Source organism: Rhizobiaceae bacterium (assembly GCA_023953835.1).
In the GTDB taxonomy this organism is placed as follows: domain Bacteria; phylum Pseudomonadota; class Alphaproteobacteria; order Rhizobiales; family Rhizobiaceae; genus Mesorhizobium_G.
Window position 1 is genome coordinate 251953 of sequence record JAMLJB010000002.1, and the last position, 25436, is coordinate 277388.

Annotated in this window: 27 protein-coding genes and 3 pseudogenes; 12 read left to right on the top strand and 18 right to left on the bottom strand. The window is 61.6% G+C overall.

What is annotated here, in order from left to right; translation table 11 throughout:
- Nucleotides 1-2 precede the first annotated feature (2 nt).
- Nucleotides 3-317 carry a co-chaperone GroES gene (gene groES / locus M9924_19070; GenBank protein MCO5066489.1) on the bottom strand — a complete coding sequence of 105 codons (315 nt, stop codon included), beginning with the start codon at nucleotides 315-317 and terminating at the stop codon, nucleotides 3-5.
- Between the two features lie 335 nt (nucleotides 318-652).
- Between groES and M9924_19075 the strand changes: the two genes are divergently transcribed.
- Entirely contained in the window at nucleotides 653-994 is a 342-nt protein-coding gene (locus M9924_19075; GenBank protein ID MCO5066490.1) for a hypothetical protein, read from the top strand.
- Nucleotides 995-1017: 23 nt separating this feature from the next.
- Nucleotides 1018-1296, top strand: a complete 279-nt coding sequence (locus M9924_19080) for an usg protein (protein MCO5066491.1) — start codon at nucleotides 1018-1020, stop codon at nucleotides 1294-1296.
- A gap of 60 nt (nucleotides 1297-1356) precedes the next feature.
- Here the strand turns inward: M9924_19080 and M9924_19085 are convergent, their stop codons facing one another.
- Together M9924_19085 and M9924_19090 are read right to left on the bottom strand one after the other, a co-directional pair.
- Nucleotides 1357-1617: a DUF982 domain-containing protein gene (locus M9924_19085; protein ID MCO5066492.1), complete on the bottom strand. Its 261-nt coding sequence runs from the start codon at nucleotides 1615-1617 to the stop codon at nucleotides 1357-1359.
- A gap of 121 nt (nucleotides 1618-1738) precedes the next feature.
- Nucleotides 1739-1953: pseudogene (locus M9924_19090) on the bottom strand (hypothetical protein).
- Nucleotides 1954-2188: 235 nt separating this feature from the next.
- Between M9924_19090 and M9924_19095 the strand changes: the two are divergent.
- Together M9924_19095 and M9924_19100 are read left to right on the top strand one after the other, a co-directional pair.
- The gene (locus tag M9924_19095) at nucleotides 2189-2671 is read left to right on the top strand and encodes an Hsp20 family protein (protein MCO5066493.1); all 483 of its coding nucleotides are present in this window, start codon (nucleotides 2189-2191) and stop codon (nucleotides 2669-2671) included.
- Nucleotides 2672-2760: 89 nt separating this feature from the next.
- The gene (locus M9924_19100) at nucleotides 2761-3276 is read left to right on the top strand and encodes an Hsp20/alpha crystallin family protein (protein ID MCO5066494.1); all 516 of its coding nucleotides are present in this window, start codon (nucleotides 2761-2763) and stop codon (nucleotides 3274-3276) included.
- 65 nt (nucleotides 3277-3341) lie between these two features.
- On the opposite strand, the pseudogene M9924_19105 reads toward M9924_19100, so the two are convergent.
- Nucleotides 3342-3652 (bottom strand): annotated as a pseudogene (locus M9924_19105) (transporter).
- 103 nt (nucleotides 3653-3755) lie between these two features.
- The gene (locus M9924_19110; protein ID MCO5066495.1) at nucleotides 3756-5360 is read right to left on the bottom strand and encodes a DUF1254 domain-containing protein; all 1605 of its coding nucleotides are present in this window, start codon (nucleotides 5358-5360) and stop codon (nucleotides 3756-3758) included.
- Nucleotides 5361-6040: 680 nt separating this feature from the next.
- Between M9924_19110 and M9924_19115 the strand changes: the two genes are divergently transcribed.
- Together M9924_19115 and M9924_19120 are read left to right on the top strand one after the other, a co-directional pair.
- Nucleotides 6041-6673, top strand: coding sequence for a hypothetical protein (locus M9924_19115; protein MCO5066496.1), 633 nt, complete (start codon nucleotides 6041-6043; stop codon nucleotides 6671-6673).
- A gap of 31 nt (nucleotides 6674-6704) precedes the next feature.
- Entirely contained in the window at nucleotides 6705-7487 is a 783-nt protein-coding gene (locus M9924_19120) for a hypothetical protein (GenBank protein MCO5066497.1), read from the top strand.
- 95 nt (nucleotides 7488-7582) lie between these two features.
- Here M9924_19120 and M9924_19125 read toward each other — a convergent pair.
- The 5 genes and pseudogenes from M9924_19125 to M9924_19145 all read right to left on the bottom strand — a co-directional run bounded on the left by M9924_19125 (nucleotide 7583) and on the right by M9924_19145 (nucleotide 13862).
- Nucleotides 7583-7960: pseudogene (locus M9924_19125) on the bottom strand (mechanosensitive ion channel).
- Between the two features lie 1084 nt (nucleotides 7961-9044).
- Nucleotides 9045-9653 (bottom strand): HupE/UreJ family protein, encoded by a 609-nt coding sequence (locus M9924_19130; GenBank protein ID MCO5066498.1) that lies wholly within the window; start codon nucleotides 9651-9653, stop codon nucleotides 9045-9047.
- A 10-nt stretch (nucleotides 9654-9663) separates the two neighbouring features.
- The gene (locus M9924_19135; protein MCO5066499.1) at nucleotides 9664-10521 is read right to left on the bottom strand and encodes a HupE/UreJ family protein; all 858 of its coding nucleotides are present in this window, start codon (nucleotides 10519-10521) and stop codon (nucleotides 9664-9666) included.
- A gap of 178 nt (nucleotides 10522-10699) precedes the next feature.
- Nucleotides 10700-11590, bottom strand: a complete 891-nt coding sequence (locus M9924_19140; GenBank protein ID MCO5066500.1) for a peptidylprolyl isomerase — start codon at nucleotides 11588-11590, stop codon at nucleotides 10700-10702.
- 37 nt (nucleotides 11591-11627) lie between these two features.
- The gene (locus tag M9924_19145; GenBank protein MCO5066501.1) at nucleotides 11628-13862 is read right to left on the bottom strand and encodes a DUF3604 domain-containing protein; all 2235 of its coding nucleotides are present in this window, start codon (nucleotides 13860-13862) and stop codon (nucleotides 11628-11630) included.
- Nucleotides 13863-14184: 322 nt separating this feature from the next.
- On the opposite strand from M9924_19145, the gene M9924_19150 reads away from it, so the two are divergent.
- The 6 genes from M9924_19150 to M9924_19175 all read left to right on the top strand — a co-directional run bounded on the left by M9924_19150 (nucleotide 14185) and on the right by M9924_19175 (nucleotide 19131).
- Nucleotides 14185-14817 (top strand): hypothetical protein, encoded by a 633-nt coding sequence (locus M9924_19150; protein MCO5066502.1) that lies wholly within the window; start codon nucleotides 14185-14187, stop codon nucleotides 14815-14817.
- Nucleotides 14818-14928: 111 nt separating this feature from the next.
- The gene (locus M9924_19155; protein MCO5066503.1) at nucleotides 14929-15765 is read left to right on the top strand and encodes a transporter; all 837 of its coding nucleotides are present in this window, start codon (nucleotides 14929-14931) and stop codon (nucleotides 15763-15765) included.
- 279 nt (nucleotides 15766-16044) lie between these two features.
- Nucleotides 16045-17064: an AraC family transcriptional regulator gene (locus M9924_19160; protein ID MCO5066504.1), complete on the top strand. Its 1020-nt coding sequence runs from the start codon at nucleotides 16045-16047 to the stop codon at nucleotides 17062-17064.
- A gap of 184 nt (nucleotides 17065-17248) precedes the next feature.
- A complete protein-coding gene (locus M9924_19165; GenBank protein ID MCO5066505.1) occupies nucleotides 17249-17923 on the top strand; it encodes a DUF6088 family protein in 675 nt (224 codons plus the stop codon).
- Complete coding sequence (locus tag M9924_19170; protein MCO5066506.1) at nucleotides 17913-18974, top strand: nucleotidyl transferase AbiEii/AbiGii toxin family protein; 1062 nt, start codon at nucleotides 17913-17915, stop codon at nucleotides 18972-18974. Before M9924_19165 ends, M9924_19170 begins: the two co-directional genes overlap by 11 nt.
- A gap of 55 nt (nucleotides 18975-19029) precedes the next feature.
- Nucleotides 19030-19131, top strand: a complete 102-nt coding sequence (locus tag M9924_19175) for a TniB family NTP-binding protein (protein MCO5066507.1) — start codon at nucleotides 19030-19032, stop codon at nucleotides 19129-19131.
- Between the two features lie 467 nt (nucleotides 19132-19598).
- Here M9924_19175 and M9924_19180 read toward each other — a convergent pair whose 3' ends face one another.
- The 8 genes from M9924_19180 to M9924_19215 form a co-directional block, all read right to left on the bottom strand.
- Entirely contained in the window at nucleotides 19599-20792 is a 1194-nt protein-coding gene (locus M9924_19180; protein ID MCO5066508.1) for an MFS transporter, read from the bottom strand.
- Between the two features lie 47 nt (nucleotides 20793-20839).
- The gene (locus tag M9924_19185) at nucleotides 20840-22231 is read right to left on the bottom strand and encodes an FAD-dependent oxidoreductase (protein ID MCO5066509.1); all 1392 of its coding nucleotides are present in this window, start codon (nucleotides 22229-22231) and stop codon (nucleotides 20840-20842) included.
- A 49-nt stretch (nucleotides 22232-22280) separates the two neighbouring features.
- Complete coding sequence (locus M9924_19190; GenBank protein ID MCO5066510.1) at nucleotides 22281-22601, bottom strand: metalloregulator ArsR/SmtB family transcription factor; 321 nt, start codon at nucleotides 22599-22601, stop codon at nucleotides 22281-22283.
- Between the two features lie 83 nt (nucleotides 22602-22684).
- A complete protein-coding gene (gene arsC, locus M9924_19195) occupies nucleotides 22685-23101 on the bottom strand; it encodes an arsenate reductase (glutaredoxin) (GenBank protein ID MCO5066511.1) in 417 nt (138 codons plus the stop codon).
- Complete coding sequence (locus M9924_19200; GenBank protein ID MCO5066512.1) at nucleotides 23098-23796, bottom strand: aquaporin family protein; 699 nt, start codon at nucleotides 23794-23796, stop codon at nucleotides 23098-23100. Before M9924_19200 ends, arsC begins: the two co-directional genes overlap by 4 nt.
- A 5-nt stretch (nucleotides 23797-23801) precedes the next feature.
- Nucleotides 23802-24311, bottom strand: a complete 510-nt coding sequence (locus tag M9924_19205) for an arsenate reductase ArsC (protein ID MCO5066513.1) — start codon at nucleotides 24309-24311, stop codon at nucleotides 23802-23804.
- Entirely contained in the window at nucleotides 24304-24678 is a 375-nt protein-coding gene (locus M9924_19210; protein MCO5066514.1) for a metalloregulator ArsR/SmtB family transcription factor, read from the bottom strand. Before M9924_19210 ends, M9924_19205 begins: the two co-directional genes overlap by 8 nt.
- Nucleotides 24679-24739: 61 nt before the next feature.
- Entirely contained in the window at nucleotides 24740-25432 is a 693-nt protein-coding gene (locus M9924_19215; GenBank protein ID MCO5066515.1) for an SMC-Scp complex subunit ScpB, read from the bottom strand.
- Between the last annotated feature and the right edge of the window lie 4 nt (nucleotides 25433-25436).

Below are 25436 nucleotides of genomic sequence, written 5' to 3' on the forward strand. Positions count from 1 at the left end.
CGTCAGGCGGCCTTCTTCAGCGTGGCGGTCTGCTCGATCACGCCCATCACGTCGCTTTCCTTCATGATGATGAGGTCCTCGCCGTCGAGCTTGATCTCGGTGCCGGACCATTTGCCGAACAGGATCCGGTCGCCGACCTGGACGTCGAGCGCGACGAGCTTGCCGCTATCGTCACGCGCGCCGGGCCCGACGGCGATGACCTCGCCTTCCTGCGGCTTTTCCTTGGCGGTGTCGGGGATGATGATGCCGCCGGCCGTCTTTTCGTCGGCTTCGATGCGGCGGACCAGGATACGGTCATGCAATGGACGGAACGCCATGTCGTTCTCCTCATGGACAAACAGATTTTTGATGTTCCTCCACACCGGACCGGCAATATCGGACCGGCACGGAGCGCGGCGACCCTTCTCAGGCATCGCGCGCCTATCGAGCTAGTTTTGCCATTTTGCGGTTTCAAGAGGTCGCCGGAAAAATTTTGGCACTCGCCGCGTTCGAGTGCCAACAGACTGTTATCATGCGGCTATTTCGTTCGAGCTGGAATTTTTCTGCTTGAAATTTCGCGGCGATCCAACAAAATTATCCGAGCCCGGCGCTGCCTCTCGGCAGCCGGAACCTGAAACACAATCGAGGAGTTTTTTGCAGACGGAGGACATCGATGAACCGACAGAATTTCTCGCCGATCATTCCCTCTCTCGCCCCCGAAACGTCTGACCTTTCGTTTGACCGCCTGCTGTCGCCGGCCCGGCACTTCAAGCATCCCGATGACGTGCTGAACGACGACACGCTCGGCCTTCAGGAAAAGCGCGCCATCCTGTCGTCCTGGGCTTCGGACGCCTGCGCCGTGGAATCGATGCCGGCGTTGCGCCAGCCGCCGGGGGCTGAACGACCGGTCTCTTTCGATCAGATCATGGACGCGCTGTGTCGGCTCGACCGCGATGTATCGGCGCGCACGGTATCAGCTAAGTCGCGCCACAGCTTTGACAGATTGGATGCCTGAAGGGGTCGCGACAGGAGAGACGCATGATGACGACGGTCAGCAGGGAATTCCTCCTGCAGATGGACGGCTACGGCCTGACCACGGCCGAGATCCACTATCATCTTCCGGACCACCCGAGCCTTCTGCAGCTCTATGTCTGGCAGGAATACGATCTCGCCCCACACTTTCCGTCGCTGCAAGGCTTTCTCGGATATTGGGAGCGCGAGCTCGAAGGCGCGCTCCACTCCGTCCACGTCGCCCATCATCGGCTGATCAGGCCGCCCGCATGGAGGGCCGTGGACGGCATCCTCGCGCTTCATTGATGCATCTGCAAAATAGCGATGCTACGGCAGCATCGCTATGATGTCCGACCAGCCCAGTATTCAAGCAAGCTTGCCATCCTGCGAGAGCAAACCGGCCTTGCGGGCCGCTTTCAGAAAGGATTTCCGCGCCTCGTGTTCGCTGCGCCAGCCATCGAGCGCGTCACGGCAGATTCGATAGGCTGCGCGCCAGCTTCGACCTCTCGCCCATTCCGGCCATTGCTGGCCCATGCGTTCAATTGCTTCGTAGATACTCGCGACCTTACGTTTTCCGGTTGCCTCGAACTTAAGAACGACAGGCTCCGGAAACCGAATATCGTTCATCACTTTCTCCTTTGTTCTGAGAGCAAGCAATCGGGCGATGATAGGCGCCCGCTTACGAAATGGTTGGTGCCATGACGCGCTTCAAGATTATCCGCCGGCACCACCCTTCCAAGCGCTGAATTCACTCGTCCTCGTCGGCTTCCAGCAAGTCGATCAAGGCAGCAACGCGCGTGCCAGGCAGAGGTCGCCCCTCATTCATCAAGCCTTCGTCACCATAGAGCCAGGCCCACGCCTCGCGCAGTTCATCGAAGGATGCGCCGGTGGCAATGACCTCTGCGATCAAGGTTCATCAACGGGCGCGAGCACCGAAATCACATCGTCGCGCGCCACAATCATTGGTCGATTCCCTCAAGCTGAAGCTCCCTTTTGAGACGATCGGCAACACAAGGCGGTTGGTCTGAATGGCGTTCCACGCTCGCTCCGTCACTTTGCTCGCCGGTACTCTTGACGTCGTGGGAGCAGGTTCCCAAATTGACAGCGCCGGCTGCCAAAGTGGGCCGGCATGGTCAAGGAGCGCCGCCTTCTTGGCGCTCCTCGTACCCATGTTGCTCAACGCAAGGAGGATATGGCTATGAGACACGCTTTCGACTTTTCACCGCTCTATCGGTCGAGCATTGGCTTCGACCGCGTCTTTGATCTGCTCGAAAATGCGAGCAGGGTGACGACTGTCGACAACTGGCCTCCCTACGACATCGCGAAGATCGGCGACGACGACTACCGCATCACGATGGCGGTGGCCGGTTTCGCCGAGAACGAACTGTCGATGACCCAGGAGCAGAACATGCTCATGGTGGCGGGTCAGAAGTCCGGCGAGGAGGCCGGCGAGTATCTTCATCGCGGCATCGCCGGGCGCGCCTTCGAGCGCCGTTTCCAGTTGGCCGACCATGTGAAGGTCACCGGCGCCGAGTTGAAGAACGGCCTGCTGACGATCGATCTCAAGCGCGAGATTCCTGAAGAGATGAAGCCGCGCCGGATCGAGATCGCCGGTGGCAAGTCCGCGCCGAAGATCGAGAGCACGAAGACCAAGGCAGAGGCCGAAAAGCAGGCCGCCTAATCAATCGATGACGGCCACTCGACTGGTGGCCGAGCGTCAAGCCCGGCCCGCCAGCGGAGCTTTGCTCAAGACACGAAAGCAGAAAGATGATGGGCGTACGTGATTTGATCCCCAGGGACCGAGAAGAAGGCAATAGGACGCCAACCGTTTTTGGCGACGGCGATCGCGATCTATTCCTATCGCTGCACCGTGAGGTGAACCGGCTGTTCGACGACGTTCTCCGCGGCTTTGACAGCCGCGTGCCGTCGCTTGGCAGGTTCTCCTCCTTCGGCGGGAACTGGCCGAGCATGGAAATCTCCGACGGAGAAAAGGAGATCCGCGTCACGGCGGAGGTCCCCGGACTGGAGGAGAATGACATCGACGTCCTGCTCGATGACGGCGTGTTGACGCTCAAGGGCGAGAAGCGCTCCGAGACGGAAGACAAGGATCGCCAGGTCTCTGAACGTTTCTACGGCCGCTTCGAGCGCCGCATTCCGCTCGGCTACGATGTCGAGGAGGACAAGGTTTCTGCCGCCTTCAAGAACGGCGTGCTGACCGTCACTTTGCCGAAGACCGAGCGCGCACAGGCGAAGGCGAAGCGAATCGCCATCAACGGCAAGAGCTAAGCGCGCGGATACTCGGAGGTGGCTGCTCCGGCCACCTCCAGTCTGGCGCTTGACCCTGGCGGCTTGGGTGAGAAGAACAGGCTCTGCGTATGTCGCCGAGCCCGAACTCGCCGGATGGTCCGGCGATATCGTCCTGCCAGGCGATTGGCAGGATTGTTCGCGAGATCAGATTCCTGTCGTCGTTCAGCGAGATCGGGACAACCGGCTGAACATTCACGAAAGCCTTCTGCCCGTCAGCCGGACCATAACCCTGGTCACTGGAACGGCACGCTGACAGCGACGCAATCGGATTGCTGAGCTGCTTGGCCAGGTCAGCGTCGTTCTCCTGCGCGAGAGCGGGTAGGGAAAGAATGCCAAACCCGCCGTCAGGTGGCAGACGGCGCGGTTCGAGATTTGCAGAATCATCGTTCGACCCTCTATGCGCGAGGGAGCATTTGTTTGTGACGGACGGGACCGATCGCGAAACCAGCCCCGTTATTCTATTTCACCAGCTCGATTTCGCTGATCCGCCAGCTCTTGTCGAAGAACGGCTCCAGTGGGCTGTAGAGGCGCAGGCACACGAACCAGCCCTTTTCGGGATCGGTCTGGATCCAGTTGCCTCGGCCCACGCCGTCAGGTTGGGTCGGCGAAAAATAGACCGTGGTCGAACCGTCAGCATCGGCGTCCGCAGCTGGAGAAGGATAGCTCTGGCTGCCCGCCCTCGGGTAGCGCTGGGGCGTGTCGAGCATTGAGCGGGTCATGTTGTCGTAGACCGTCAGCGACCAGAAGTTTGCCTGCGGGATGCCCTTGGGCAGCGTCACCTTGTAGGTCTTCGATCCGTCGAAGTAGTTCTTGTCCGCATCCCTCGCCGTGATGAGGTACTGGGAGCCGACACCCGTCAGTCGCATCGCCATCGCCGGCGTGATCCCGGTAATGCCGTAGAAGAAGGCCGTGCGTGCGTCCATCTGCCGGTAGCCGGTCGGCGGAAATGGCTTCACGCCTTCCGCCGTGATCTGGGGAATAGGCGTCTCGAACTCGAACCCGCTCTCGAAGAGCATGTTGTACCAGGACGAGTCCGGGTAATAGAACCAGTCGGGATCGCGCGGATTCATCAGAAGGTTGCGCGATGCGGCGTTCGCCAACGCCACAGCGTCCGTCATGATCTTCTTCATGCGCTCGTCGGGCGCGAATGGCTGGCCCTTGACGATGCCGAGGGCTGCGATTGGTCCCATCAGTTCGACATCGAACGCGGTGGCCGCCTCGCTCTGGACCACTTCGTTCAGCAGTTCGAAATAGCTCCAGTCGTTCGGGGGAAGCGTGTTCATCACCTTTCCGCTTCCCTCGTGAAAGACCGTTGCCGGAGGCTCCGTGATCTTCCCGAGCTTAGCCTTTCCGGCGAGAAACGACGCAATCGAGGTTCCTACGCCGCCTGGCTCAAAGGGATAGACCTTCGTATGAGCCTTTATGACATCGACCGAGGGCTTGGGGTCGCTCCCGTCTTTCAGGAACGAGCGACCGAACCAAAGGATGTTGTTGGTCTTCGCGTGTGCGATGAAGTAGCCACCGTCGGGCAGCACGCCGCTGTATCCGGGGGGAACGATGAGATACTTGCCGCCAAGGCCGCGGTCTGGTCCCGGACTGCCCATATCGGTCACCCAGTGGAACCAGGCGTCCTGCACGATGCCCAGGAACTCGGGCGGCGACTCGATCACCACGGGGCCATCGCTGAGATCCAGCCAACCCATAACGTAGATCGTGTCCGCGTTCGGGGTCAGGAATAGAGACTTCGCATCCATCAGTTCGGTGAAGACCATCACCTCGTTCTTCTTGACGCCCATGTCCTCCATTCCGCGACGCAGCGCGCGGATGCTGACGGCACGCAACGAATCCATGAAAGCGCGATAGGCATAGGTAGCGTCGAGATCGTCGTAGAGCTTGCTAGCGGTCTCCTCGCTGGGAACCCCGTCCTTGAACTCCAACACGCCGATTCGTGTGTCCACCTTGTCCGGCGTGGTGACGGACTCAGGGATCGGCGCCTGGGCCAAGGCTAAGCTTGCCTGGGTGGCGAAAATCAGCGCCCCTGCGTAGGCGGAAAGTCGCTTCATTCAACGTCTCCTCATTTGCAATGTGCCCGCCGTATCACGCCGGCATCTCGAAAAAAATTACAACGACCGCTTTTGCGCTGTGAGAACCGGCCAAAGGTATCTGTTCCCCTCAGTTCATCTTACTATTGTTTGCGTGCAGCGTCTTGCCATTTGACGCCAGGTTTCCTTCGTCATGCTGAACGCAACGACATCGCTGGCGGTTAGAAGTTTCTTGCAGAGCGTCGACCCGAGGAAGTCGATCACGGTTTCATCCAGACGATCCATCCGCACCGCCAGCCCCTTGCAACCGGTTCATTCGCCGCGCTCGGGTCGAGCAAGTATAGTAGCGATAGGTGAGCCCAAAGCCGCCGGTTCCGATGTGAATGGTCATGGCGCATCGAGCCGCTTCCATCGGCATCATCAAGCGCAAGTGGAAGATCAGCCGTGCCGCGGCGATAGGCCTGCCGTCATCCAGTTGGATCATAGTGGTGCCCAGTCACTGAATTTCTGACTGTACAAGGCAATTTGGCGTCAAATGATAAGTCGCACTGTCAACGTGGCAATATCAAGAGAATGAAGGGCGCGGGCTTAGGGGGAGCGCGCTTCGTCCTGAAGCAGGGAAATTCCAACGTCCAACGGCTACCAGTCGTAAAACAAGAGGTGGATAACCAATGCGCTTGAAACAAAACTTATTCCTGGCAATGCTGCTCACGGGAGCCTGTTTTTCCGTCGGGCCTAGCCTTGCCCAGGACGCCATCTCCTCGCCGGCCGGCAAGCAGATCGGCGTCGCCAAGACGCAGATGGAGCCGTCCCTGATCGTGCTCAACTCGGGCGGCGCCAAGCTCGCCGACGGCCAGCTCGTGCTTTCCGGCGTCACGGCGAATTCGATCGTCTTCGCCGATCGTCCGGTCAGGGCCGCCGGCCACGTGCTGACCGCACATCTCCTGGAAGAATGGGCGACCGGTTCGGACAGCTTCGCCAAGGATCCGCCGAACGCTACGGTTTCGGTCCTCAACAAGGACGGAAAGTCGGTGGCCGATGCGGTGGTGACCCTGCGGTCGCCCAAACTCGAAGGCGATACGCTGACCTTTGCCGTCGACGTGCTGGAAGGAAACCTGGACGGCGCGGACGGCCCGGCCTCGACCTTCATCGACATCATCGGCATGCCGCTGACGCCGCTCTCCTTCGCGGGGGCGGCGCGCCGCACTGCCTATCGCGGAGCCTGGTACGCCGGGGCGGCGGCGGGTGCGGCTGCGGTCGCGGCGCCGTATTACCATCCGTACTATTACGGCCGTCCGCCATGCGGCTACTACCCGGCTCCGCCCTGCTATTGATCGGATCCGCATGAGCATGAACGAGCCTGCCATGAAGACCATCGTCAAAGCCTGCTTCGTCTGGGCGGCTCTTTCATCGACATCGGCCGTGGCGGCGGATCTCGTTTCCGCCGCCACGCCGGAGACGCCACCTGTCGCGGCGGGCGGCTGGACATATTCGATCACCCCCTATTTCTGGGCGGCAGGGCTTTCGGGCGAGACCTCCCAATTCGGCCTGCCGGTCATCGACCTCGATGCCAGCTTTAGCGACATCCTCGACAATCTCGACTTCGCCGCGATGCTGATCGGCGAGGCCCGCAACGGGCCCTACAGCCTGTTCGGCGACCTGATCTACACCAAGCTGTCGGCCGACAACGCGACGCCGCGCGGCGTGCTGGCCACGCGTGTGGACGTAGAGACCTCGACATTCGCCGGGCTGGCCGGAGTCGGCTACTCCGTCCTCGAAGGCCCCTCGGGCCGCCTGGACGTCGTCGGCGGCGTCAGGGTCTGGTCGGTCGACACCGATATCTCCTTCAGCGGCGCATTCCTCGACGGCGAGAAGCGCAGCGACGGCGCGACCTGGGTTGACGGTTTGGTGGGCGTGCGCGGCAACTACGCCTTCACGCCGAACTTTTACGCGGTGGGCTGGGGGCTGGTCGGCGCCGGCGGCGCCGATGTCGACTGGGATGTCATGGCCGGCGTCGGCTACAACATCAACGACACCTTCTCCGCGACCCTCGGCTACCGGGCGCTCGGCGTCGACTACAGCAATGACGGCTTCCTGTTCGACGTCGTCCAGCAAGGCCCAATCGCCGGCCTGACAATACGGTTCTAGGCATAGCGTGACAATGAGGAAAATACTCGTGGCCGTGCTTCTCCTCTCGATGTCGGGGGAGCGATGGCCATCGAACGCTACGACAGCCGCGGCATGTCGACCGCATAGTCGCGGCTGACATTCTGGACTGCGCCGAGCGCGCTGAAAGGAATCGTATACACTGGGCCATTGTGATGACGCGGCCGCACCGATCGTAAGCTGAATGATTCCACAGTACCCATGTAACTACCCGATACAATGTATTCACCAACGCGAAAGGAGTCGTCGAGCAGATAGAATATACCGCTGATGACGTCCTTTACGAGCGTCTGGGCACCAAACCCTATCGCCAAGCCGATGACGTCGGCGCTGGCAATCAACGGGCCGATTTCTACGCCGAGCGTTGACAGTGTCATCAGCACCGCAAGTGTCGCGAAAACGACCATTGCGAAGTTGCGCGCGACTGGCAGAAGCGTGCGGAGCCTTACTTGTCGGATTCCAACCGGCGAGCCGGGAGATGCAGTTTCATCTAGACATTCTTGCACATTGTGCGGTTGCTCTAGCGTGCTTGTGGCATTGCCAAACGCAAAGGCGGAAAACCCCACAAGAAAGGCAAAAAGGATGCCCGCAAGTCGGGAAGTTTTTGCTATCGCTTCCAAGAGCATCCAATACTTGCACGTTCTTGGACCCCCGGCGACATTTTGGCGGCACGTAGTGGCATCCGGAGCGAAGCCAGTCCCGGCTGAACGGCGGCTTTCACCGAGCGCGACGATCAGCGCAAAGAGGCTCTTGAATTGCATGGGTTGATCAACATCTTGTTCAGCAAGCGCTCGTAGACGCCGGAAATTCAGCATCCGAGATGAAGACGCAGGCCTCGTCTCCCCGTTCACGCCGCTTCTCACCACCTATATTGCCGCCATTACGGCTACTTATCATTTGACGCCAACGGCGCATCCGGGCCGTTTGAAAGATTAGATGCCTAGCGGTGCGCAGCGATACTCCACCCGATCGACAGGAGACCTGTAGCAGCCGACCAACTGCCCAGGACGCGGCAGACAACTCGAATTGCAAATGACCTGGCCGAGGCGACCAGGGATGTGATGAGCAATAGCAGAACGAGAACGACAGAAGCCGTCCCTACAAGCGCGAGCAGGTTGGCATTGTCGGCTCGCAATTCTACGCCGCTTGAAAGGCCAAGCAGCCCCCCAAATGTTACGGCTATTATTTCCGTTGCGATCCTGGGCGATCTGAGGTCCAGAGCGACTGCTGCGCCAAGCAGGAACAAGGTGGCTGCCAATGCGAGAGGCAGGGCACTCGCCAAGTCTGATGTCAGAGTCGCTGCGCTGGCGAGCAGCCAAGCGACGGGCGCAAGAACTACGACCGACCGCCTCGCGGCCGGCTCTTGCGCGCCTGCGAACAAACCCAAGGTAGACAGCCTGATCAGATCCATCGGGTTTAGGATGAGATGCAGCGCCCCATCATAGAACGGTCCGAGCCCCGAATTCACAAGATGCGCATGCGCTACCGACGGCGCGAGCAGCGTCGCAGCGAGAATGAAGAAGCTTGCGGTCGTGCACCTCAAGCAAAGGCACCCAGCAGAAAATAGACCCCGCCGAGCAGGACGCCGCCCCCCAGCGCCCGGATTGCAGTTCGCCCCACCGACAATTTATCTACTGCCCCAATGATGATTCCCAATGCGTGAAGCAGGCCCGTGGCGATGACGAAACCAAGGCTGTAGAGCATTGCGTCGGCGCCAGGGGAGAGCTCGGTCCCGTGCGCATGTCCGTGGAACACCGCGAAGATCATGACGAGCGGGATCGCGATCAGCAGGCTCAGCCGTATGTCGGAAACGATGAGCAGGCCGAGGACGATCGATGATGCCGCTATTCCGATCTCCGCCCAGGGAAGGGGAATGCCAAGCAGGCCCAGCATTCCGCCCACAGCCATGGCGACCGGAAATGCGATTGGAAGGATCCACAATGCGGGAGGGCCAAGAAGCGCGCCCCAGAGCCCGACGGCGATCATTGCAAGGATGTGGTCCCACCCGCCGACGGGATGACTCAATCCGGACAGGAAGCCGCTGACTTGGTCGCCCTCCGTATGGGCGAAAGCAACTGAAGGGAGTTGGACGGCCGCTACACAGACGGCTGCCGCCAGCAGAAATTTGACGAGATTTACGTTGGTCATTGTTCCCTCACTATGAAAACTGGAAAAGCGGCAGCGCGCGTTCGATCGTCCAGTAAGCGCCCAAGGATCCCACGACGTAACCGGGCACATAGGGAGCCCATCTCGGCAAATTGAACTGGAGAACGCGGATCGCTCGCTGCGACAGAAGGACAATCAGCACAAAGGCAAGTTGGCCGATCTCGACACCAATATTGAAGAAGAGCAGCGCCAGCGGAATGTCGGCACTTGGAAGGCCGACCATGGTGAGCCCGCTTGCGAAACCGAAACCGTGCAGAAGACCGAACGCAAAGGCTACGACCCATGGATTGCGCAGCGTGAAACTGGTCTGTCCTCGCCACAGGCGCACGATTTCCACCCCCAGGAACAGGATCGAAAGCGCGATAGCCGCATTAAGCGGATCGCCTGGAATCGACGCGTAGCCGAGTGTCGCAATTGCCAGCGTGATGCTGTGCGCGACCGTGAAGGCGGTGATGGTCTTGATCAGCGAGCGCGTCGAGCGAACGATGATCATCAGGCCGACGACGAAGAGCAGATGGTCGATCCCCATCAAGATGTGCTCGATGCCGAGCGTCGCGTAAGTCTTGGCGACCTGCCAAGTGCTCTGGCGGTCGGTCAGCTCGATCCATGGATGCGTAGGCCGGACGATTTCCGTCACGTGCCGGCCGTCGAGCCAGGAGACGCGAACCAGGACGTCGGTGATCGTCGCTTGGAGGCCTACAAAATCGATACGCTGGCCTGCGAGCTCGCCGCCGGGCAACTCGATCCGGCGCCGCTCGACTGTGGAATCGTTCAGCCGCTGGACGACCGGCTCGCTTAAGTTCTTGGCGGCCTCCGGCAGTTGCAGCATGACCAGCAGCGGCACTTCCACGTTGACCGGAAGTCGCCACAAGACGTCGTATTGTCCCGGCTTCGTCTCGCGTATCTGCAGATAGGCAGGCCGCGACTCGTGCGCTTCGGCCGGGGGCGGCATCGAGACAACTGCGAGCCAGAAAAGCGCGATCGCCTTCAGAACAACGGAACAAAGCGCGCGGAGAAACCCCGTGCGGTCAGCTTGCTTCGCCACTGGCCGGCTCCTTTGCGGTGGCGTCGGGACCCGGTTTGTCGAAGGTGGGAAGCACGACTTTGTATTTCTCGCGCATCACCCGGTAGGCCTCCTCGCGGAATTCCGCGCGGCGGGCCTCTACGTAGGCCGCCCTTACATCCGCCTCGGTTTCCTCGAAGCCGGGCGTGATCGGCGGAGTTAGCTGCTCGACGAAAACCGCATGCCAACCGTAAGCCGACTCGATGGGGCCGGCCCACTGTCCGGGCTTGAGGGTGAAGACCTCATGCGCGAAGGCAGGGCCGAAAATCGAATAGAGATCGGCTTCCGTACGCTCGGCATAGGCGTTCTGGAACATGAAGCGGTCGCCGTTCCCAGGCTCGGCGGCGGTCGAGACTTCTCGTTCGGCGATGTCGCGCGCGTTTTTTCCATGCACGTCGAACGAATAGTAGACGTGGCGGAAGCTTACGCGCGGCGGCAGCACGAATTGATCGCGATGGACTTCGAACCACTTGCGCAATTCTTCCGCGGTCGGTTCATCGAGCGAGGACAGATCCTCCGCCAGGAAGTCCATCTTCTGCGCCAAGCGGCGCTTGATGATAGTATCTTCCTTGTCGAGCCCCATCGCGATCGCTTCGCGATAGAGCACTTCCTCGCGGACCTTGGTTTCAACCATGCTGCGGATAGCCTCGGGCGGCGGCGGCGGCCGGCCCTGCGCCATCCACGCCACCAGCATCTGGTTGATATCGCCCTCGGAGATGACGATCTCGTTGCTCGAGGCCGCGTTTTCCGGCGCTTTCCGGTAGCCGGCATAAAACAGCACCGCGCCGATTAGCACGAAATGCAGAAGCGGCTCGGAAACGAGCCGCTTTAGCAAGGAAGGATTGGAGGCACTCACGCGATACCCTTACCCCGAAGCTGGATCGAGGCGACGCTCAGCGCTTGTCCTTGTTGAGGTCGACCAGAGTTTCGGGCGTCGGGATCACCTCGTAATTGGCGTAGCCGAACTCGCTGCTGCGTGCGAGCAGCGTCCGGTCGCCGACCTTGTAGGCGGTCCAGTTCAGCTTTTCGTTGCCGAAATTCTCGACGATCTTGCCGTCGGTGATCTCGTAACCCACGGGAACGCCGAGATAGGCGTCTCGGTCCGCATCGCCGAAATGCTGCGGCAGGGGTTGACGTGGATCGACGTTGAGAATCACGCGCTGGCCGGTTGCATCCCATACTGTCCGATATATGGCGCCATTCACCAGGTTCTTGAGCCACACGGTCTTGCCGACCGTCAGCGCGGTCAACGCCTGCTGGTCGAGAGCCTCGCCGGTGGTGCCGATGTCGGCGATGCGCACACCTGCGGCGGCATGTTCCTTAGCCTTGCCGGGAGCATACCAGATCGGTGAGGTCCAGGCGCGCTCCTGAACGGTGGCCGGCACCACTTCCGGCACCTTGACGCCCACTTCCTTAGCCTGGATCGTCGTCCAGCGCGGCGTCGGGATCTCCAACACGCGTGCATAGTAGAAGGCCTGAACGGATGGGTCGAAATCGGGGTCCGTCCAGACGGTGCTGAGTTCGGACGAGCCGATGGAGTTCTCGTAGGTCGCGTTCTCAATATCGACTGTGGAACCAATGGCCGGTACCTTGCCTGCCACCACGTCCGGCTTGCGGTCCCCGGACCACACGACGTCGTAGATCTTCTCGAACGACTGCCCGCTCGACGACCAGCCCTTGACAATCTGCACTCGGTCGAGATTGCCCGAGGTCGGGTCCTTAACCGCCCAGACGACGAAGGACGGGGCCTTAGCGTCGGTCTCGGCCGGCAGGTCGGACCCCATCGGCACGCCGCGCTTGTAGGCTTCGGCCACCCAGTGTTCACTCCAACGGTCGCCCCAAAGGGAACGGTCGGAGAAATCGTAGCCGCCGAAAAAGCGCACCTTGATGCGCGTTCCGCTGGTCGCATAGGTTTCCTTGCGCTTCATGGCGTCGAACAGCGAGGCACGGGTGTTCTCTTCGGCCCAGACCGCGCTCAGGCTTGCGGGATTGAGATAGCGAGGGTCCAGGCCGGCGAACATCTTGCCTTCCATGCGGCCCTTCATATCGCCATCGGCCGCGCCATGGCCGCCGAAGAAATTGTTCTGGCGATAGGGCGCGGCACCGTTGTGCGAATCCGAACCGCCCATGAAGCCCATCTTGTAGGGATTGTAGCCCTTGGTGTCGTACATCGCGAGCCCGTTGCGCAGCGCGTCGCGTACGAAGCTGCCCTTGATGCCGTCGAAGCGGCCGGCCGGATCGCCGAGCAGGTAGGACATGATCTCATAATTGGCGAATTCGTCGTTCGGCGACAGCAGCGGGTGTGTTTCGGACTGCCCCTTGATCTGCTTGATCTCGATCAGCGGTTCGTTGCGCATGCGTGAGTCGGCCCAGGCGGCATCGATCGGACGGCCCTTGAAATCCACCTCGGTCGGATACATCAGTCCGTCGGACAGATTGGCGTTGTGCGAGATGGCGAGCAGTTCGATGCCTTCGCCCCGCTGCTTGTCCATCCAGGCCCACAGATCCTCCGGCGCCTGCGAATCGAAGGACGTGAACGGGTAAGGCGGCAATTTATCGCCATCCCTGAAATAGACGTTGCGATGCATATTGCGGCTGTTGGGCGTCGACGTCCATTCATAGGCGTTGAAGGCCGTGAACTTGCCCGGCTCGTTGGCCGCGTCCGCCATCGCGTTGTTGCGGTCCCAGACCGACGACATGATCTCGGGCGAAACCAGTTCCTTGATCGGCTGGTTCGACGTCATTGTGCGCCCCAGCATCAGGTAGATGCGCTGGATGTCTGCCGGCGTCTTGACCTGCAATTCCTTGCCGAGCGCGCTTTTAGCCAACGCCGTACTCGGGTCGGCCGCCTGCTGCACCACGCCGACATATTCGGAATGGTCGGTGACGGCCATCCAGTCGAGCGGCTGCTCGATCTTCATCTCGAAGCCGAGCGCATGCATGAGCGGCTTGCCCTTGGCGTAGTTATAGGCATCCGCCGGGGTCGATTTGGTGTCGCCGAAAATATAGGCGTCGAACGACCAGCTCGTGTGGAGATGCTGCTCGCCGAAGAACACATCCCTGTCGGGGTTCGGGTCTGCGAAAGCCGCCGACGAAGACAGAATGGCCAACGCGCTGGCGCGCGCCATCCACTTTGAAGAAGTCCGCAGACGAAGCATTTTACCCCTCCAGAAATCCGCACAGGTGACTGGTTCCATCAGCATGCCTATCCACTCGTTGGCACAGGAGCATGGTGACGAAGTTCCATGACCCTCTGCTAACGGATGAGCATGTGAAACTAAATTATCTGTATCCCTTCCGTTAATCTTGTCATTTTACGCCAAGCTGAGCAGTTATGAAAAGTGTGTCGCCTTCAAATTTCGACACTCAGGTATGGTTGGCGCGAAAGGATAAGACTGCCATCTCCCGCCATAGCATGATCGATTCGATGAAATGCAGGGAAACCTACGAATGCGTTTGTACTCAACGGTTTTCGCAGCCTGCCTAACCGCTGGCGCTCTACACCCTGTCGATCTGTTGGCTTGCGGGTACGACAATCCACAGTCAATTGCGCTCGGCTCACTCAACTGGGTCTATCCGGACGCCCTCTACGTTCACACAGCCGTGTCGCAGGCTGAGGCCGCCGGTTTGTTGCCGTCCGACGGGCTTGGCGCTCAGCGAGGCCCTTTTGCTTTCTACCGCGCTACCGCGACGATGAAGTCATTCGGTACCAATCTTGCAGACGCGCGCCTTGCGGAAGGCGGAGTAGCAATATCAGTCGTGTTGATACCGCAAGCGATGTGGACGCGTTACGAGATCGGCCCCAACGGAGTGAACGTACACGGTCACGCCGAAGGGCCTCTTGAGGACGACCTTGTTATCGTCACCGAAGAGACGGTTGTCAGGGCGCTGGTGGATGGAAAGCTGGATCCCATGACTGCTGAGAACAAAGGCTTGCTGCGCATTTACGGCGTTCCCGAGCATATCGAAAAGGTGCGAGCGGCCCTGATGAGAACTGCCAAGCATGACAAGGCTCAGCCAATCCGTTTTTCGACAGCCGTATCAACGTCGCCCTCGGATTTCTCAGACGATGAACAATTGTAGATCCCGGCAACTTTTTTGAAGCCGCCGGTTGCACATGCAGATCAAGCCGCACGCTGACGGACGCATTTTCATCGCCGCGTTCCCGGTTGCGGAACGATACGGCGCTAACGGTTGAAGGACCGTCACGAAGTGGAAATGATATTGTCAAGCAATATAAGCGCCAGGTTGCTTTGTGCATTTGCAATCCTTGGGTGTTCCGTGCCTGCATTTGCTGACGAGGATGCCCAGGAACTCGCAAAGAAGCTATCCAATCCGATCGCCTCGTTGATCAGCGTACCGTTCCAGTTCAACTACGACAGCGGGTACGGTCCGGACGATGGTGAAAAGGCTTATGTCAATGTCCAGCCAGTGATTCCCTTCTCTCTGAACGAGGACTGGAACCTGATATCGCGCACCATCCTGCCGATAGCATGGCAAAATGACATTGCGGGTCACTCCGGCGACCAGTTCGGCCTCGGCGACGTCACCCAGAGCCTGTTCTTCTCTCCGAAGCGGCCCACGGACGGTGGCATCATCTGGGGTGTCGGCCCTGTCTTCCTCCTACCGACTGCCACCGACCCTCTTCTAGGCGGCGATCAGTGGGGGGCGGGGCCGACCGGCGTCGCCTTGAAGCAGTTTGACGGATGGACGGTTGGTATGCTGGCCAATCATATCTGGTCCTTCGCCGGGGACGGTGACAAAGCCGACGTAAACTCCACGTATATGCAGCCGTTTGTCTCCTACACCACACATGATGCCTGGACATTCACCCTGAACACCGAAACCACTTACAATTGGGAAGCGGAGGACTGGTCGGTTCCTGTCAACTTCACGGTTTCGAAGATCGTCAAGCTGGACAAAGTGCCGGTGAGTCTCACTGCCGGAGTGCGTTATTGGGCGGACAGCCCCAATAACGGACCTGACGGCTGGGGGTTCAGAACCGGGATTACGCTACTCTTTCCCAAATGATTGTTGTGCAGAGCGCAGGGAGCTTGACAAGACGCAAGCTAACCGCACGGAGCAGCTCCGGTGGTTCGCTCAGACGTCCCGAAAAGACGGTGGCCGCCACCTATTCCCGCATGCTGGCGAACCTGGGGACAGATGCCCATCTCCGGTCAGACTGCGATGCGCAGATACCGCTTGTCTGCCCCAGCGGTAGTCGGTATGTGAAATCTATCCATTTTGCGCCAATGCCTATATTTGGGGTTGTTTCAAATAGTCCTTGTCCCTGTGATCTCCAGCCATGTCTTGCAGGGTCTGCCCGCGTTCGTACGAACCGAGATCGGGGAGAGAGCTCTGCAGCGCGCCAATCGCGCGGCGGGTTTCGATCTAGAACTTATCGAGGATCGAAATTTCTACATTCCTCAGCAGTCCGTGGTAGGGTTCGTCGACGCGATGGCAAGAGCGGTCGGCGACGCGAATCTCGGTCTTCTGCTCGTACCCAATATGGACGTTGCCACCTATGGTAGCTTCGGGCGTTACATCACGGAAGCAGACACGCTCGGCCAGGCGATCACGCGGAGCATCGCGGCGCTGCAGTATCACAGTACTTTTGACAAGCTGATTGTCGCCACAAACGAGGAGGAAATACGCTTTAGCTATAAATTCGCCCTGGCTGGGGCGCAGGGATACAGTTCGGTAGCGTGCGCTGCTGCCGGTGAACTGTTGAGCCTCTTCCGCGCATATCTGCCTGACTATTGGCGCCCTCTTCGCATCGAACTTGACATCCCAACTCCGTGCCACACCTCGCTCTTTGAAGATGTGTTCCAATGCCCAGTCATATTCAATGCACCTGCCGTGGTAGTCGTCGGTGAGCGGCATCGGCTGATGGCGTCATCGAGACGAACATCGAGGTCGACCCTGACTCTTGATGACGTTGCGCGCGATCGTCCAGGTGGTGCACCCCGTAGCTTGCTCGACATCGCCGTTGCACAGATCCGCGCACAGCTTCTTACCGGAGACGTCTCGATCGAGGATGTCGCGCAATCGATGGATACGAGCGTTAGAACGCTTCAACGTGAACTCCAGCAGATAGGTACGGACTTTCGTACACTGACCAGTTCGGTTCGGATCGAGCGCGCGACTGAACTGTTGCGAAATACCAGCGTTTCGATGACCAGCATTTCAGAAGACCTCGGCTATGCGTCTCCTGCTGGATTTTCGCGCGCCTTTCGCAAGGCGACAGGAGTCGGGCCGCGCGAATATCGTTCCATGGGGTCTGGTCAACCTAACGGCCGATCGAACCTTGATGAATACGATTCGCTTTAGCTTCGCCTGGACCGAGTGGGATCTACCCCCTCCTTCGCCCGAGGTCGGGCTCGCACCTTAAACCACAAAGGGCGAAGGCGTTTAGCGCCAGTCGTTGCACCGGGTTAGCCGCCAGCCATTCCAGCGCTGCGCCACGCGACCTTCCCGCCTTGTATCTGTCCGAAACTTGTAGCATATTTCGGACATGGCCACGGCGACACCCGATACCGATATTCGCACCCGCGTGCTTGCGCGAATCCAAGCCAACCCGGACGAGGTGTGGACGCCGGGGGATTTTGCCCATCTCGGCGCTCGTGCGGCAATCGACAAGACGCTGCAGCGACTGGCGGCTGCAAAGGAGCTGCGCCGGATAGATCGTGGCCTCTACGACCGGCCGCGGACGAACAGCCTGACCGGGCGAGCGACTGTGCCCGACTATCGGGCCGTAATCAGGGCTGTAACCCGGCGCGACAACGCGCGCGCCGTCATCGACGGCATGACGGCAGCCAACGACCTCGGTCTCACCACAGCCGTGCCGGCTAAGATCGAGGTACTGGTCGATGCGCGGCTGAAGCCCATAAAGCTGGGCATCCAGGAAATCCACTTCAAATACGCGGCACCGAGCCGCCTTTATTGGGCTGGCCGGCCAGGGATGCGGGTCGTCCAGGCCCTGCATTGGATGCAGGACATGCTTACCCAGGAGAGCGAACGCAAGCGCATCCGCACGGTGTTACGACGCCTGCTTGACGACCCCAGGCATGGTAAGGCCATCCGCGAGGACCTGCGCGCCGGGCTGTCGGCCGTGCCGATCTGGATGCAGGAGTTCCTGCGCGAACTGCTCGTGCCGAATGTCTCGGTCGAGGCAAGCCATGAGCACTGACGCCTACCGCCGGATTATTGCCGCGGCACCACGCGACAGGCTCGACTTGTTCCTCGCGACGGCGAACCGCATCGGCGCTCCGGTGGGGAATGTGGAAAAGGACTTCTGGGTCTGCTGGACGCTCAATGCGCTCTATCACGAGCGCCCTGCGGGCGAACCGCGGCTGCTCTTCAAGGGCGGCACCTCGTTGTCGAAGGGCTACGACCTGATCAAGCGCTTTTCCGAGGACATCGACGTTACCGTGTTCCGCGACGACCTTGAGGAGCCAGCCTCTGTTGAAGATCTCGAGGCGCTGTCGAACAAGAAGCGCCGCACCAGGCTCGACACCATTCGGAACGCATGTCGCACTTATATCACCGGACCGCTCAACGCGTTCCTCGCCGCTCAATTGGCGGATGTCACCAGCGGGACAGGACGCGTCGAAGTCGATGACGCAGATCCCGATGGGCAGAGCCTGCTGGTCTGGTACCCGGAGGTGGAGCCGCGGGACGGGGCTTATGTCCGACCGGCCATACGTCTCGAGTCGGGCGGGAAATCGGCACTCGATCCGCACGGCCCGCTGACGATCATTCCCTATGTCGCCGAGGAGGCCGCAGACATCGATCTGGCGGTGCCAGAGGTGACAACGATCGAGGCGACGCGGACCTTCTGGGACAAGGTAGTCATCGCTCACGGATTGCGCCGCTGGTTCGAGCGGCGGGGCGAATTGCGGCAGGAGGGTCAGCGCGTTTCCCGGCACTATTACGACCTGCACTGCCTTGTGCAGTCGGAAATCGGGAAGACCGCGCTTGCCGACCTAAATCTTGTCGCCGATTGCGTGCGGCACGCCCGCATGTTCTTCGATCGGCCCGACTACGATCTGGCCTCGGCCGTCCCGGGGAGCTTCGCGATTGAGCCGACGCCTAAAATGGTGGATGCGCTTACCCGCGACTATGCCAACACGACCGCCATGATTTTCGGCGCGGCACCGAGCTTTGAGAATGTCATGGCCTCGGCCGGACAGATCGAGAGGGCCCTGAATGCCGGCAAGTGGCGGGCCGACCACCGATGAGCAGTGGCCATCTAATGACGCGCAGGCACGAACGGCCAGATGCGCCTGCAGCCTCATGAGCCGACACGTCGGTCGCAAAGCAGAACACATCGATCATCTGCTCGACAGGCTGACGCCCAGAATCATGATCTTCGATGAGTTCCACAATGCGCTGTGAGCGCCGTGCCCGCGACGTCGAGTCCGTGCTTGGTTTCCTGCGGAGGATCGGTCGTCCGTTCGACGTCTCTCCGGTTCTGATCGGTAGGTTGTGGCGATCGTTTCCGCGGCGGCCACGGCCGCGGTGAGGTCAGGCGGGAAGGGATCCGAATCGGGCATCGAGGCCCTGCGCTACGTCCCGGTCGCGAAGCGGCGCCGGGCGCCTGTGCGTGACGAGCTGATGTGAGGGGGTGTACCGCAAGCACGGACAGGCTTCGCGATCGATATCCGCCAGCTATATTGCGATGTAGGGCCGGTGGCCAACCAGCCCTGTTAGTGGACGGCCTTGTATGACCGTGGCCGCGGGCGGCCATGAGGCGCTGATCTCACAGTTTGCGGATTTCCCGGAGGCGCGCCAGGGTTCGCGACGACCCAAGCGCTCGCCGCCAGCCGCCGACCGATCCGCGCTGTTCGCCGCCTATTTTCGGGTCATGCAGTCTGGAGGCGTCCGCGCTTCCGCAAGATCGCGTAGAGGACGGTCACGAGCGACACATTGACGATCGCGAGCACAAGGAATGCAGCGAGCGCGCCGTCTGCCCCGACCACGTCGATCAGCAGCGCGCCGAGCGACGGGGACGCGGCCTGCATGATCAGGCTCGGCATCGCAATCCGTCCCATGATCGAGGCATAGCGATCCTCGCCGAAAACGGCGAGCGGCAGGGTGCCGCGTGCGATCGACTCGATGCCAATGCCGGCGCCGTAGAAGATCAGCGCGGCCGCAATGACCGGGAAACCGCCCCACAGGAGCCCGACGCCGGTTGCCACGAATATGGTGGAGGCGAACTTCGTCCAGATCGGGTGATGGAAGCGGCTGATCAACATCTCGACCGCCCGCGCGCCGACCTGGGCCGGCCCGACGATCGCGCCGAGCGCCACGGCCGCGGCAAGCACGATCTCGCGGGCCTGCAGGATCGTCAGCAGATGCACGGAGAGCATCGCGGAGATCATGGAGCTGATGGTGATGACGAGCGCGATCAGCACGAACAGAAGTTTCGAGCCCGAAGCGAGCGACCGGGCAGCGCCTTCGCCTTCCGGCGTCGCTGAAGGGGAAGCGACGCGAAGCTCTCGTTTCGGCTCGGTCGGCAGGGCGAAGACATAGAGGGGCAGCAACACAGCGACGTGAATGGCCGCGTAGATCAGGCAGGCATTGCGCCAGCCGAACTCGGAGACGAACAGAGCCGACAGCGGCCAGCAGACGGTGCTGGCGAATCCGCCGAACAGGGTCAGTGTGACAATCGCCGTGCGGGCGCGCTGGCCGTAAAGGCGGCCGAGCGTGGCGAAAGCGGCGTCGTAGAGTCCGGCCCCCATGCCGACGCCGAGCACAAGCCAGGACATGATATAGAGCGGCAGGTTGGGCGAGAGCGCGAGACCGGCCAGGCCTAGCGCCAGAAACACGGCGCTGGTGGCGAGCACGAGCCTGCCGCCGAACGTCTGGATGCTGTCGCCGACCCGCGGCGAGACGATGCCGGCGACCAGCAGTCCGAGCGACAGGCCGCCGACCACCCAGGCCAACGGCCAGCCGGTGTCGGCAGCGATCGGCTGGGCGAGAACCGCGAGAAGGTAGTAGGACGAGCCCCACGCCAGAATCTGCGTGACGCCGAGGACCGGGATGACAAAGAGCAGGCTTGGCGGCCGGTAGGTGGACGCAGGTGTGTCCGCGGCCGAAACGCTCACGCAGCGACCCCGCAGCCGCATCCCGTCTTGCCCTCGTCCTTCGCCACGGCATCGGCGACGCAGCAGGCGTCGGACCTCTCCGGCGCGGGACCGCCGCAGCATCCGGCGGAAGCGCCCTCGACCTCGAACGAGGTGACGCAGACGCCCGTCTCCGGAAGCACGAGCTGCACGTTGTCGGCCGCCGCCATGTCGCCGGCGATTGCCGCGGTAACGGAGCGGACCTGCTCGTAGCCGGTCAGCAGCAAAAAGGTCGGCGCGCGGCCGTAGCTCTTGATACCCACGGTGTAGAAGCCCGGCTCGAGATGGGCAAGCTCGCGGTGGCCATGCGGCGGCACCGAGCCGCAAGAGTGCTCGTTCGGATCGATCAACGGCCCGAGCGCCTTGGTGCTTTCCAGCCACGGATCGAGATCGAGGCGCAGTTCGCGTGTCAGCAACAGGTCCGGCCGCTGGCCGGTCGCGGCGACGACGCGGTCGACAGGACCGATCGTGCGCGGTCCTTCTCCGGTCTCGCCGTCAATCATGAGCCGGCCGCCTTCCTCACGGATGGCGAGGATCGCGAAGCCGGCAACGAGCGGGACGCGGCCGCTCTCGACCAGCTCGCGCGTGTCGGCGCCAAGTTCGCCGCGCGCCGGCAACTGGTCGGCGTCCCCGCCGCCATAGATACGCACGAGATTGGTGCTGCGGGTCGCCCAGATCGCCTTGGTGTCCGGTTCGATCTCGCCCAGCCGGACCAGATCGAGCAGCACGTTCGCTGCGGAGTGCCCCGCGCCGACAACCAGGGTGGATCGCCTGGCATAGGTGCTTCGATCTCGGCCGAGCACATCGGGAATGCCATAGGCGATGCGATCGGAGTGCTTGGCTTCACCATCGGCGGGTAGCCCGCTGGCGCCAAGCGGGTTCGGCGTCGCCCAGGTGCCAGAGGCATCGATCACGGCCCCGGCAAGAGCCCGGCGCGTGCCCGTTGCCGTCTTCACTGCCAGCACGAACGGTCGCTCTTCCCGCCCGTAGCTCACCACCTTGTCGACACCGAGCCGTGAGATCGCCGTAACGCGGGCGCCGGTCTCGATGACGGCGGCCAGTTCGGGCGTCGCGGCGAGCGGTTCGAGATAGTCGCGGACAAGGTCGCCGCCCGTCGGGAACCCATCGGCGGGCGACATTACCCAGCCTTGACGCTCGAGCAGAGCGACTGATGCCGCATCGACGCAGTAGCGCCATGGCGTGAACACGCGGACATGGCCCCAGTCGCGGATGTTGGCGCCGACCTGCGAACCGGCCTCGTAGAGCTTCACCGGCACGCCTCGATCGACAAGGTGGGCAGCGGCAGCGAGACCAACCGGGCCGCCACCGATGACGGCGACAGGCAAAGATTCGAGCGATTGCGGTTTCATGTTCGGTCCTTCCGGGATCATCGAAATACACGGCAAAAAAGAGAGGCCGTCATGCGGCCGCATCCTCCTGGCTCGCAACGCAGCCGGCGTCGGCACAGCACTCATCGGCAAGGAAGCCGATGAGGCCTTCCATGGCCGGATAGTTGGCCCGGCAGATCAGCGTGGTGGCCTGCCGCTCCTGCGTCACGAGGCCGGTGGCGATCAGCCGTTGCAGGTGGTGGGAGAGTGTCGAGGCCGGGATAGCGAGCCGTTCCTGCAGGCGGCCGACCGGCAGTCCGGCGTCGCCGGCGCGCACCAGGGTCCGATAGACCTGAAGCCGGGTCGGGTTCCCGAGCGCTTCGAGCTGCTTTGCCACTTCTTCGAGATTCATGGAAATAAGCCTACACGGCTTCGCGGCGCTGTCCAGCCCAAAATTCGACAATCATGGAAATAGCAATCTGCCGGCCTGCGGCGTCAAGCTGGTCGCGGCTGAGTAATAACCACCTCGCCATCCTCCTTGGTGAACGTGCCGATGTTCGGGTTCGGCAGGATCTCGAGCACGGCTTCGGAGGGACGGGCGAGCTTCGTGCCAAGCGGCGTGACGACGATTGGCCGGTTGATCAGGATCGGGTGCGCCAGCATGAAACCGATCAGCTCGTCGTCCGTCCACTTAGGGTCGCCAAGGCCAAGCTCGGCGTAGGGCGTGCCCTTCTCGCGCAGCAGATCGCGCGGCGTGATGCCCATCGCTTCGATCAGCTCGACAAGCCGCTCTCTGGAGGGCGGCGTCTTCAGGTACTCGATCACTTCCGGCTCCGCGCCGGACTGGCGGATCATGGCGAGCGTGTTGCGGGACGTGCCGCAGTCCGGGTTGTGATAGATCGTGATCGTCATTCGGCTGCTTTCGGTTCAAGGCTGTCAGGTGTCGTGGTCGATTCGCTCGCGAGCCACCCCGCCACGATCATGGCGAGCATGGCACCGGCGAGCTGGGCGGCGACGAACGCCGGCACGTCGATCGGACGGATGCCGGCGAACGTATCGGAGAGGGCACGGGCAAGGGCAACGGCCGGATTGGCAAAGGACGTCGAGGCCGTGAACCAGTAGGCGGCGGTGATGTAGAGCCCGACCAGCCACGGAACGGCGTCAGGCCGGAATCGCAGCCCGACCAGGATCGCGAAGACGAGGCCGAATGAGGCGACGGCCTCGGCGATCCATTGCCCAGAACCCGTTCGTACGGTCTGCGAGACTTGCAGAAGCGGCAGCTCGAACATGGCGTGCGCGATAAGTGTTCCGGCTATGCCGCCGAGCACCTGCACTGCGATATAGGCAAGCGCCGCGTTCGCCTCGATCTCGCGGCGCAGCGCCAGGACCAGCGTGACCGCCGGGTTGAAATGCGCGCCGGAGATGGGGCCGAGGATCGTGATCAGCACCACGAGGATTGCGCCCGTTGGCAGCGTGTTGCCCAGCAGCGCCAGCGCAACGTCGTCCGTCAGGCGATCGGCCATGATGCCGGAGCCGACGACTGTTGCGACAAGGATTCCCGTGCCGAGCGTCTCGGCCGCCAAGCGACGCCGCAGATCGAACGCCATGTTCCTCAACCCGCTTTGGGCAGGTTGCGGCCGATCTCGTCGATCCGCCTTTGCAGGCCGAGCTTGTCGAGGGACGTCATCGGCAAGTTGACGAAGATCGAGATACGGTTTGCGAGCATCCGGTAGGTATCGGCGAAGGCAAAATGCTTCTCGGCTTCGGTTCCCTCGACCGCGGCGGGATCCGGCACGCCCCAATGCGCCGTCATCGGCTGCCCCGGCCAGACCGGGCACGCTTCGTTCGCCGCGTCGTCGCAGACGGTGAACACGAAATCCATCTTCGGCGCATTGGGAGCGGTGAACTCCTCCCAGCTCTTCGAGCGGGCGAAGGATGTGTCGTGGTTCGCGGTCTTCAGAAGCTGGAGCGTATAGGGATGGACCGCTCCCTTGGGATGCGAGCCTGCGGAGAACGCTCTGAACCGACCTTGCCCCTCCCGGTTGAGGATCGCTTCGGCGAGGATCGACCGAGCCGAGTTGCCGGTGCAGAGAAACAGGACGTTGAAGATCTGATCACTCATGGGGCGCCGCCTCCCTGACGGCGGCTTTCTTCGGTGTGCAGCAGGGTGAAAGATCGGCGACCAATGGCGCGCAGATTTCCGGGTGGCCGCCGCAGCAATCCTTGACGAGGAAGGAGGTGAGGTCGCGCACCGCGTCGAGCTTCGCCCGATAGATGATCGACCGGCTCTGCCGTTCGGCCTCGATCAGCCCGGTCCGATTGAGAATCGCGAGATGGGTGGACATGGTGTTGTGCGGGACCGCCAGATGCCGGGCGATGTCGCCCGCCGGCAGTCCGTCCGGCTCGTGCTCGATCAGGAGGCGGAAGACGTCGAGCCGGGTCGGCTGGGCGAGTGCTGCGAAGGCGAGAATGGCTTGCTCTGATTCCATATGTCGAGACTAATCGACATATTCAGAAGAGTCCAGAGGCCCATGGATCGGAAGCGGGCCGCTAATCCTCGATCTCGGCGGCTTCCTCCTGGCTGCCGGAAAAATCGGACATGATGTCGCCCGCGAGCAGTTTCTCCTTCGACAGCAACCCAGCCTCCTCGAGCGCCTCGCGGTCGGGAAGGTCGCGCAGGGTTTCGAGTCCGAACTCCAGCAGGAATGCCTGCGTGGTGACATAGGTGTAGGGCGCACCCGGCTGTGGCGCGCACGGGCCTGACGCGATGAATCCGGGTGAGCGCAGATTGCCGATCAGGTCGCGGCTGATCTCTTTTCCGAAGAAGCTCGACAGTTCGGCCCGCGTGATCGGCTGGAAATAAGCGATGCACATCAGCACCAGCACCTCGGATTGGGTGAGGTCGACCGCGCGGTCACTTGCGCCAACGGCCGTGCGAATGGCGTCGGCATAGGCCGGCCGTGTCAGGTACTTCCAACCGCCGGCGACCGCAACCAGATCGTAGGGGCGGCCGCGCAGTTCCTCGCGGATGTCGTCGATGAGAAGATCGATACTGCAGCTCTTTCCCACGATCCGCGCCAGCGTCTCGCGGCCGACCGGCTCGCTGGCCGCAAAGATGGTCGCCTCAACGCGATTCATCCATTCCCGCCAGCGCGCCTGCGGCGGCAGATGGTCGAGCTCCCGATCAAACAGACCGTCGTCCAGTCGGCCTTTCGTTCGTCTCGCTCGCGCCGCCTCCGCCATTCTC

Coding starts and splice junctions, on each gene's coding strand:
- groES (MCO5066489.1), bottom strand. CDS start 317: ATGGCGTTCCGTCCATTGCATGACCGTATCCTGGTCCGCCGCATCGAA.
- M9924_19075 (MCO5066490.1), top strand. CDS start 653: ATGAACCGACAGAATTTCTCGCCGATCATTCCCTCTCTCGCCCCCGAA.
- M9924_19080 (MCO5066491.1), top strand. CDS start 1,018: ATGATGACGACGGTCAGCAGGGAATTCCTCCTGCAGATGGACGGCTAC.
- M9924_19085 (MCO5066492.1), bottom strand. CDS start 1,617: ATGAACGATATTCGGTTTCCGGAGCCTGTCGTTCTTAAGTTCGAGGCA.
- M9924_19095 (MCO5066493.1), top strand. CDS start 2,189: ATGAGACACGCTTTCGACTTTTCACCGCTCTATCGGTCGAGCATTGGC.
- M9924_19100 (MCO5066494.1), top strand. CDS start 2,761: ATGGGCGTACGTGATTTGATCCCCAGGGACCGAGAAGAAGGCAATAGG.
- M9924_19110 (MCO5066495.1), bottom strand. CDS start 5,360: ATGAAGCGACTTTCCGCCTACGCAGGGGCGCTGATTTTCGCCACCCAG.
- M9924_19115 (MCO5066496.1), top strand. CDS start 6,041: ATGCTGCTCACGGGAGCCTGTTTTTCCGTCGGGCCTAGCCTTGCCCAG.
- M9924_19120 (MCO5066497.1), top strand. CDS start 6,705: ATGAAGACCATCGTCAAAGCCTGCTTCGTCTGGGCGGCTCTTTCATCG.
- M9924_19130 (MCO5066498.1), bottom strand. CDS start 9,653: ATGACCAACGTAAATCTCGTCAAATTTCTGCTGGCGGCAGCCGTCTGT.
- M9924_19145 (MCO5066501.1), bottom strand. CDS start 13,862: ATGGCGCGCGCCAGCGCGTTGGCCATTCTGTCTTCGTCGGCGGCTTTC.
- M9924_19150 (MCO5066502.1), top strand. CDS start 14,185: ATGCGTTTGTACTCAACGGTTTTCGCAGCCTGCCTAACCGCTGGCGCT.
- M9924_19165 (MCO5066505.1), top strand. CDS start 17,249: ATGGCCACGGCGACACCCGATACCGATATTCGCACCCGCGTGCTTGCG.
- M9924_19170 (MCO5066506.1), top strand. CDS start 17,913: ATGAGCACTGACGCCTACCGCCGGATTATTGCCGCGGCACCACGCGAC.
- M9924_19175 (MCO5066507.1), top strand. CDS start 19,030: ATGAGCCGACACGTCGGTCGCAAAGCAGAACACATCGATCATCTGCTC.
- M9924_19185 (MCO5066509.1), bottom strand. CDS start 22,231: ATGAAACCGCAATCGCTCGAATCTTTGCCTGTCGCCGTCATCGGTGGC.
- M9924_19190 (MCO5066510.1), bottom strand. CDS start 22,601: ATGAATCTCGAAGAAGTGGCAAAGCAGCTCGAAGCGCTCGGGAACCCG.
- arsC (MCO5066511.1), bottom strand. CDS start 23,101: ATGACGATCACGATCTATCACAACCCGGACTGCGGCACGTCCCGCAAC.
- M9924_19200 (MCO5066512.1), bottom strand. CDS start 23,796: ATGGCGTTCGATCTGCGGCGTCGCTTGGCGGCCGAGACGCTCGGCACG.
- M9924_19205 (MCO5066513.1), bottom strand. CDS start 24,311: ATGAGTGATCAGATCTTCAACGTCCTGTTTCTCTGCACCGGCAACTCG.
- M9924_19210 (MCO5066514.1), bottom strand. CDS start 24,678: ATGGAATCAGAGCAAGCCATTCTCGCCTTCGCAGCACTCGCCCAGCCG.
- M9924_19215 (MCO5066515.1), bottom strand. CDS start 25,432: ATGGCGGAGGCGGCGCGAGCGAGACGAACGAAAGGCCGACTGGACGAC.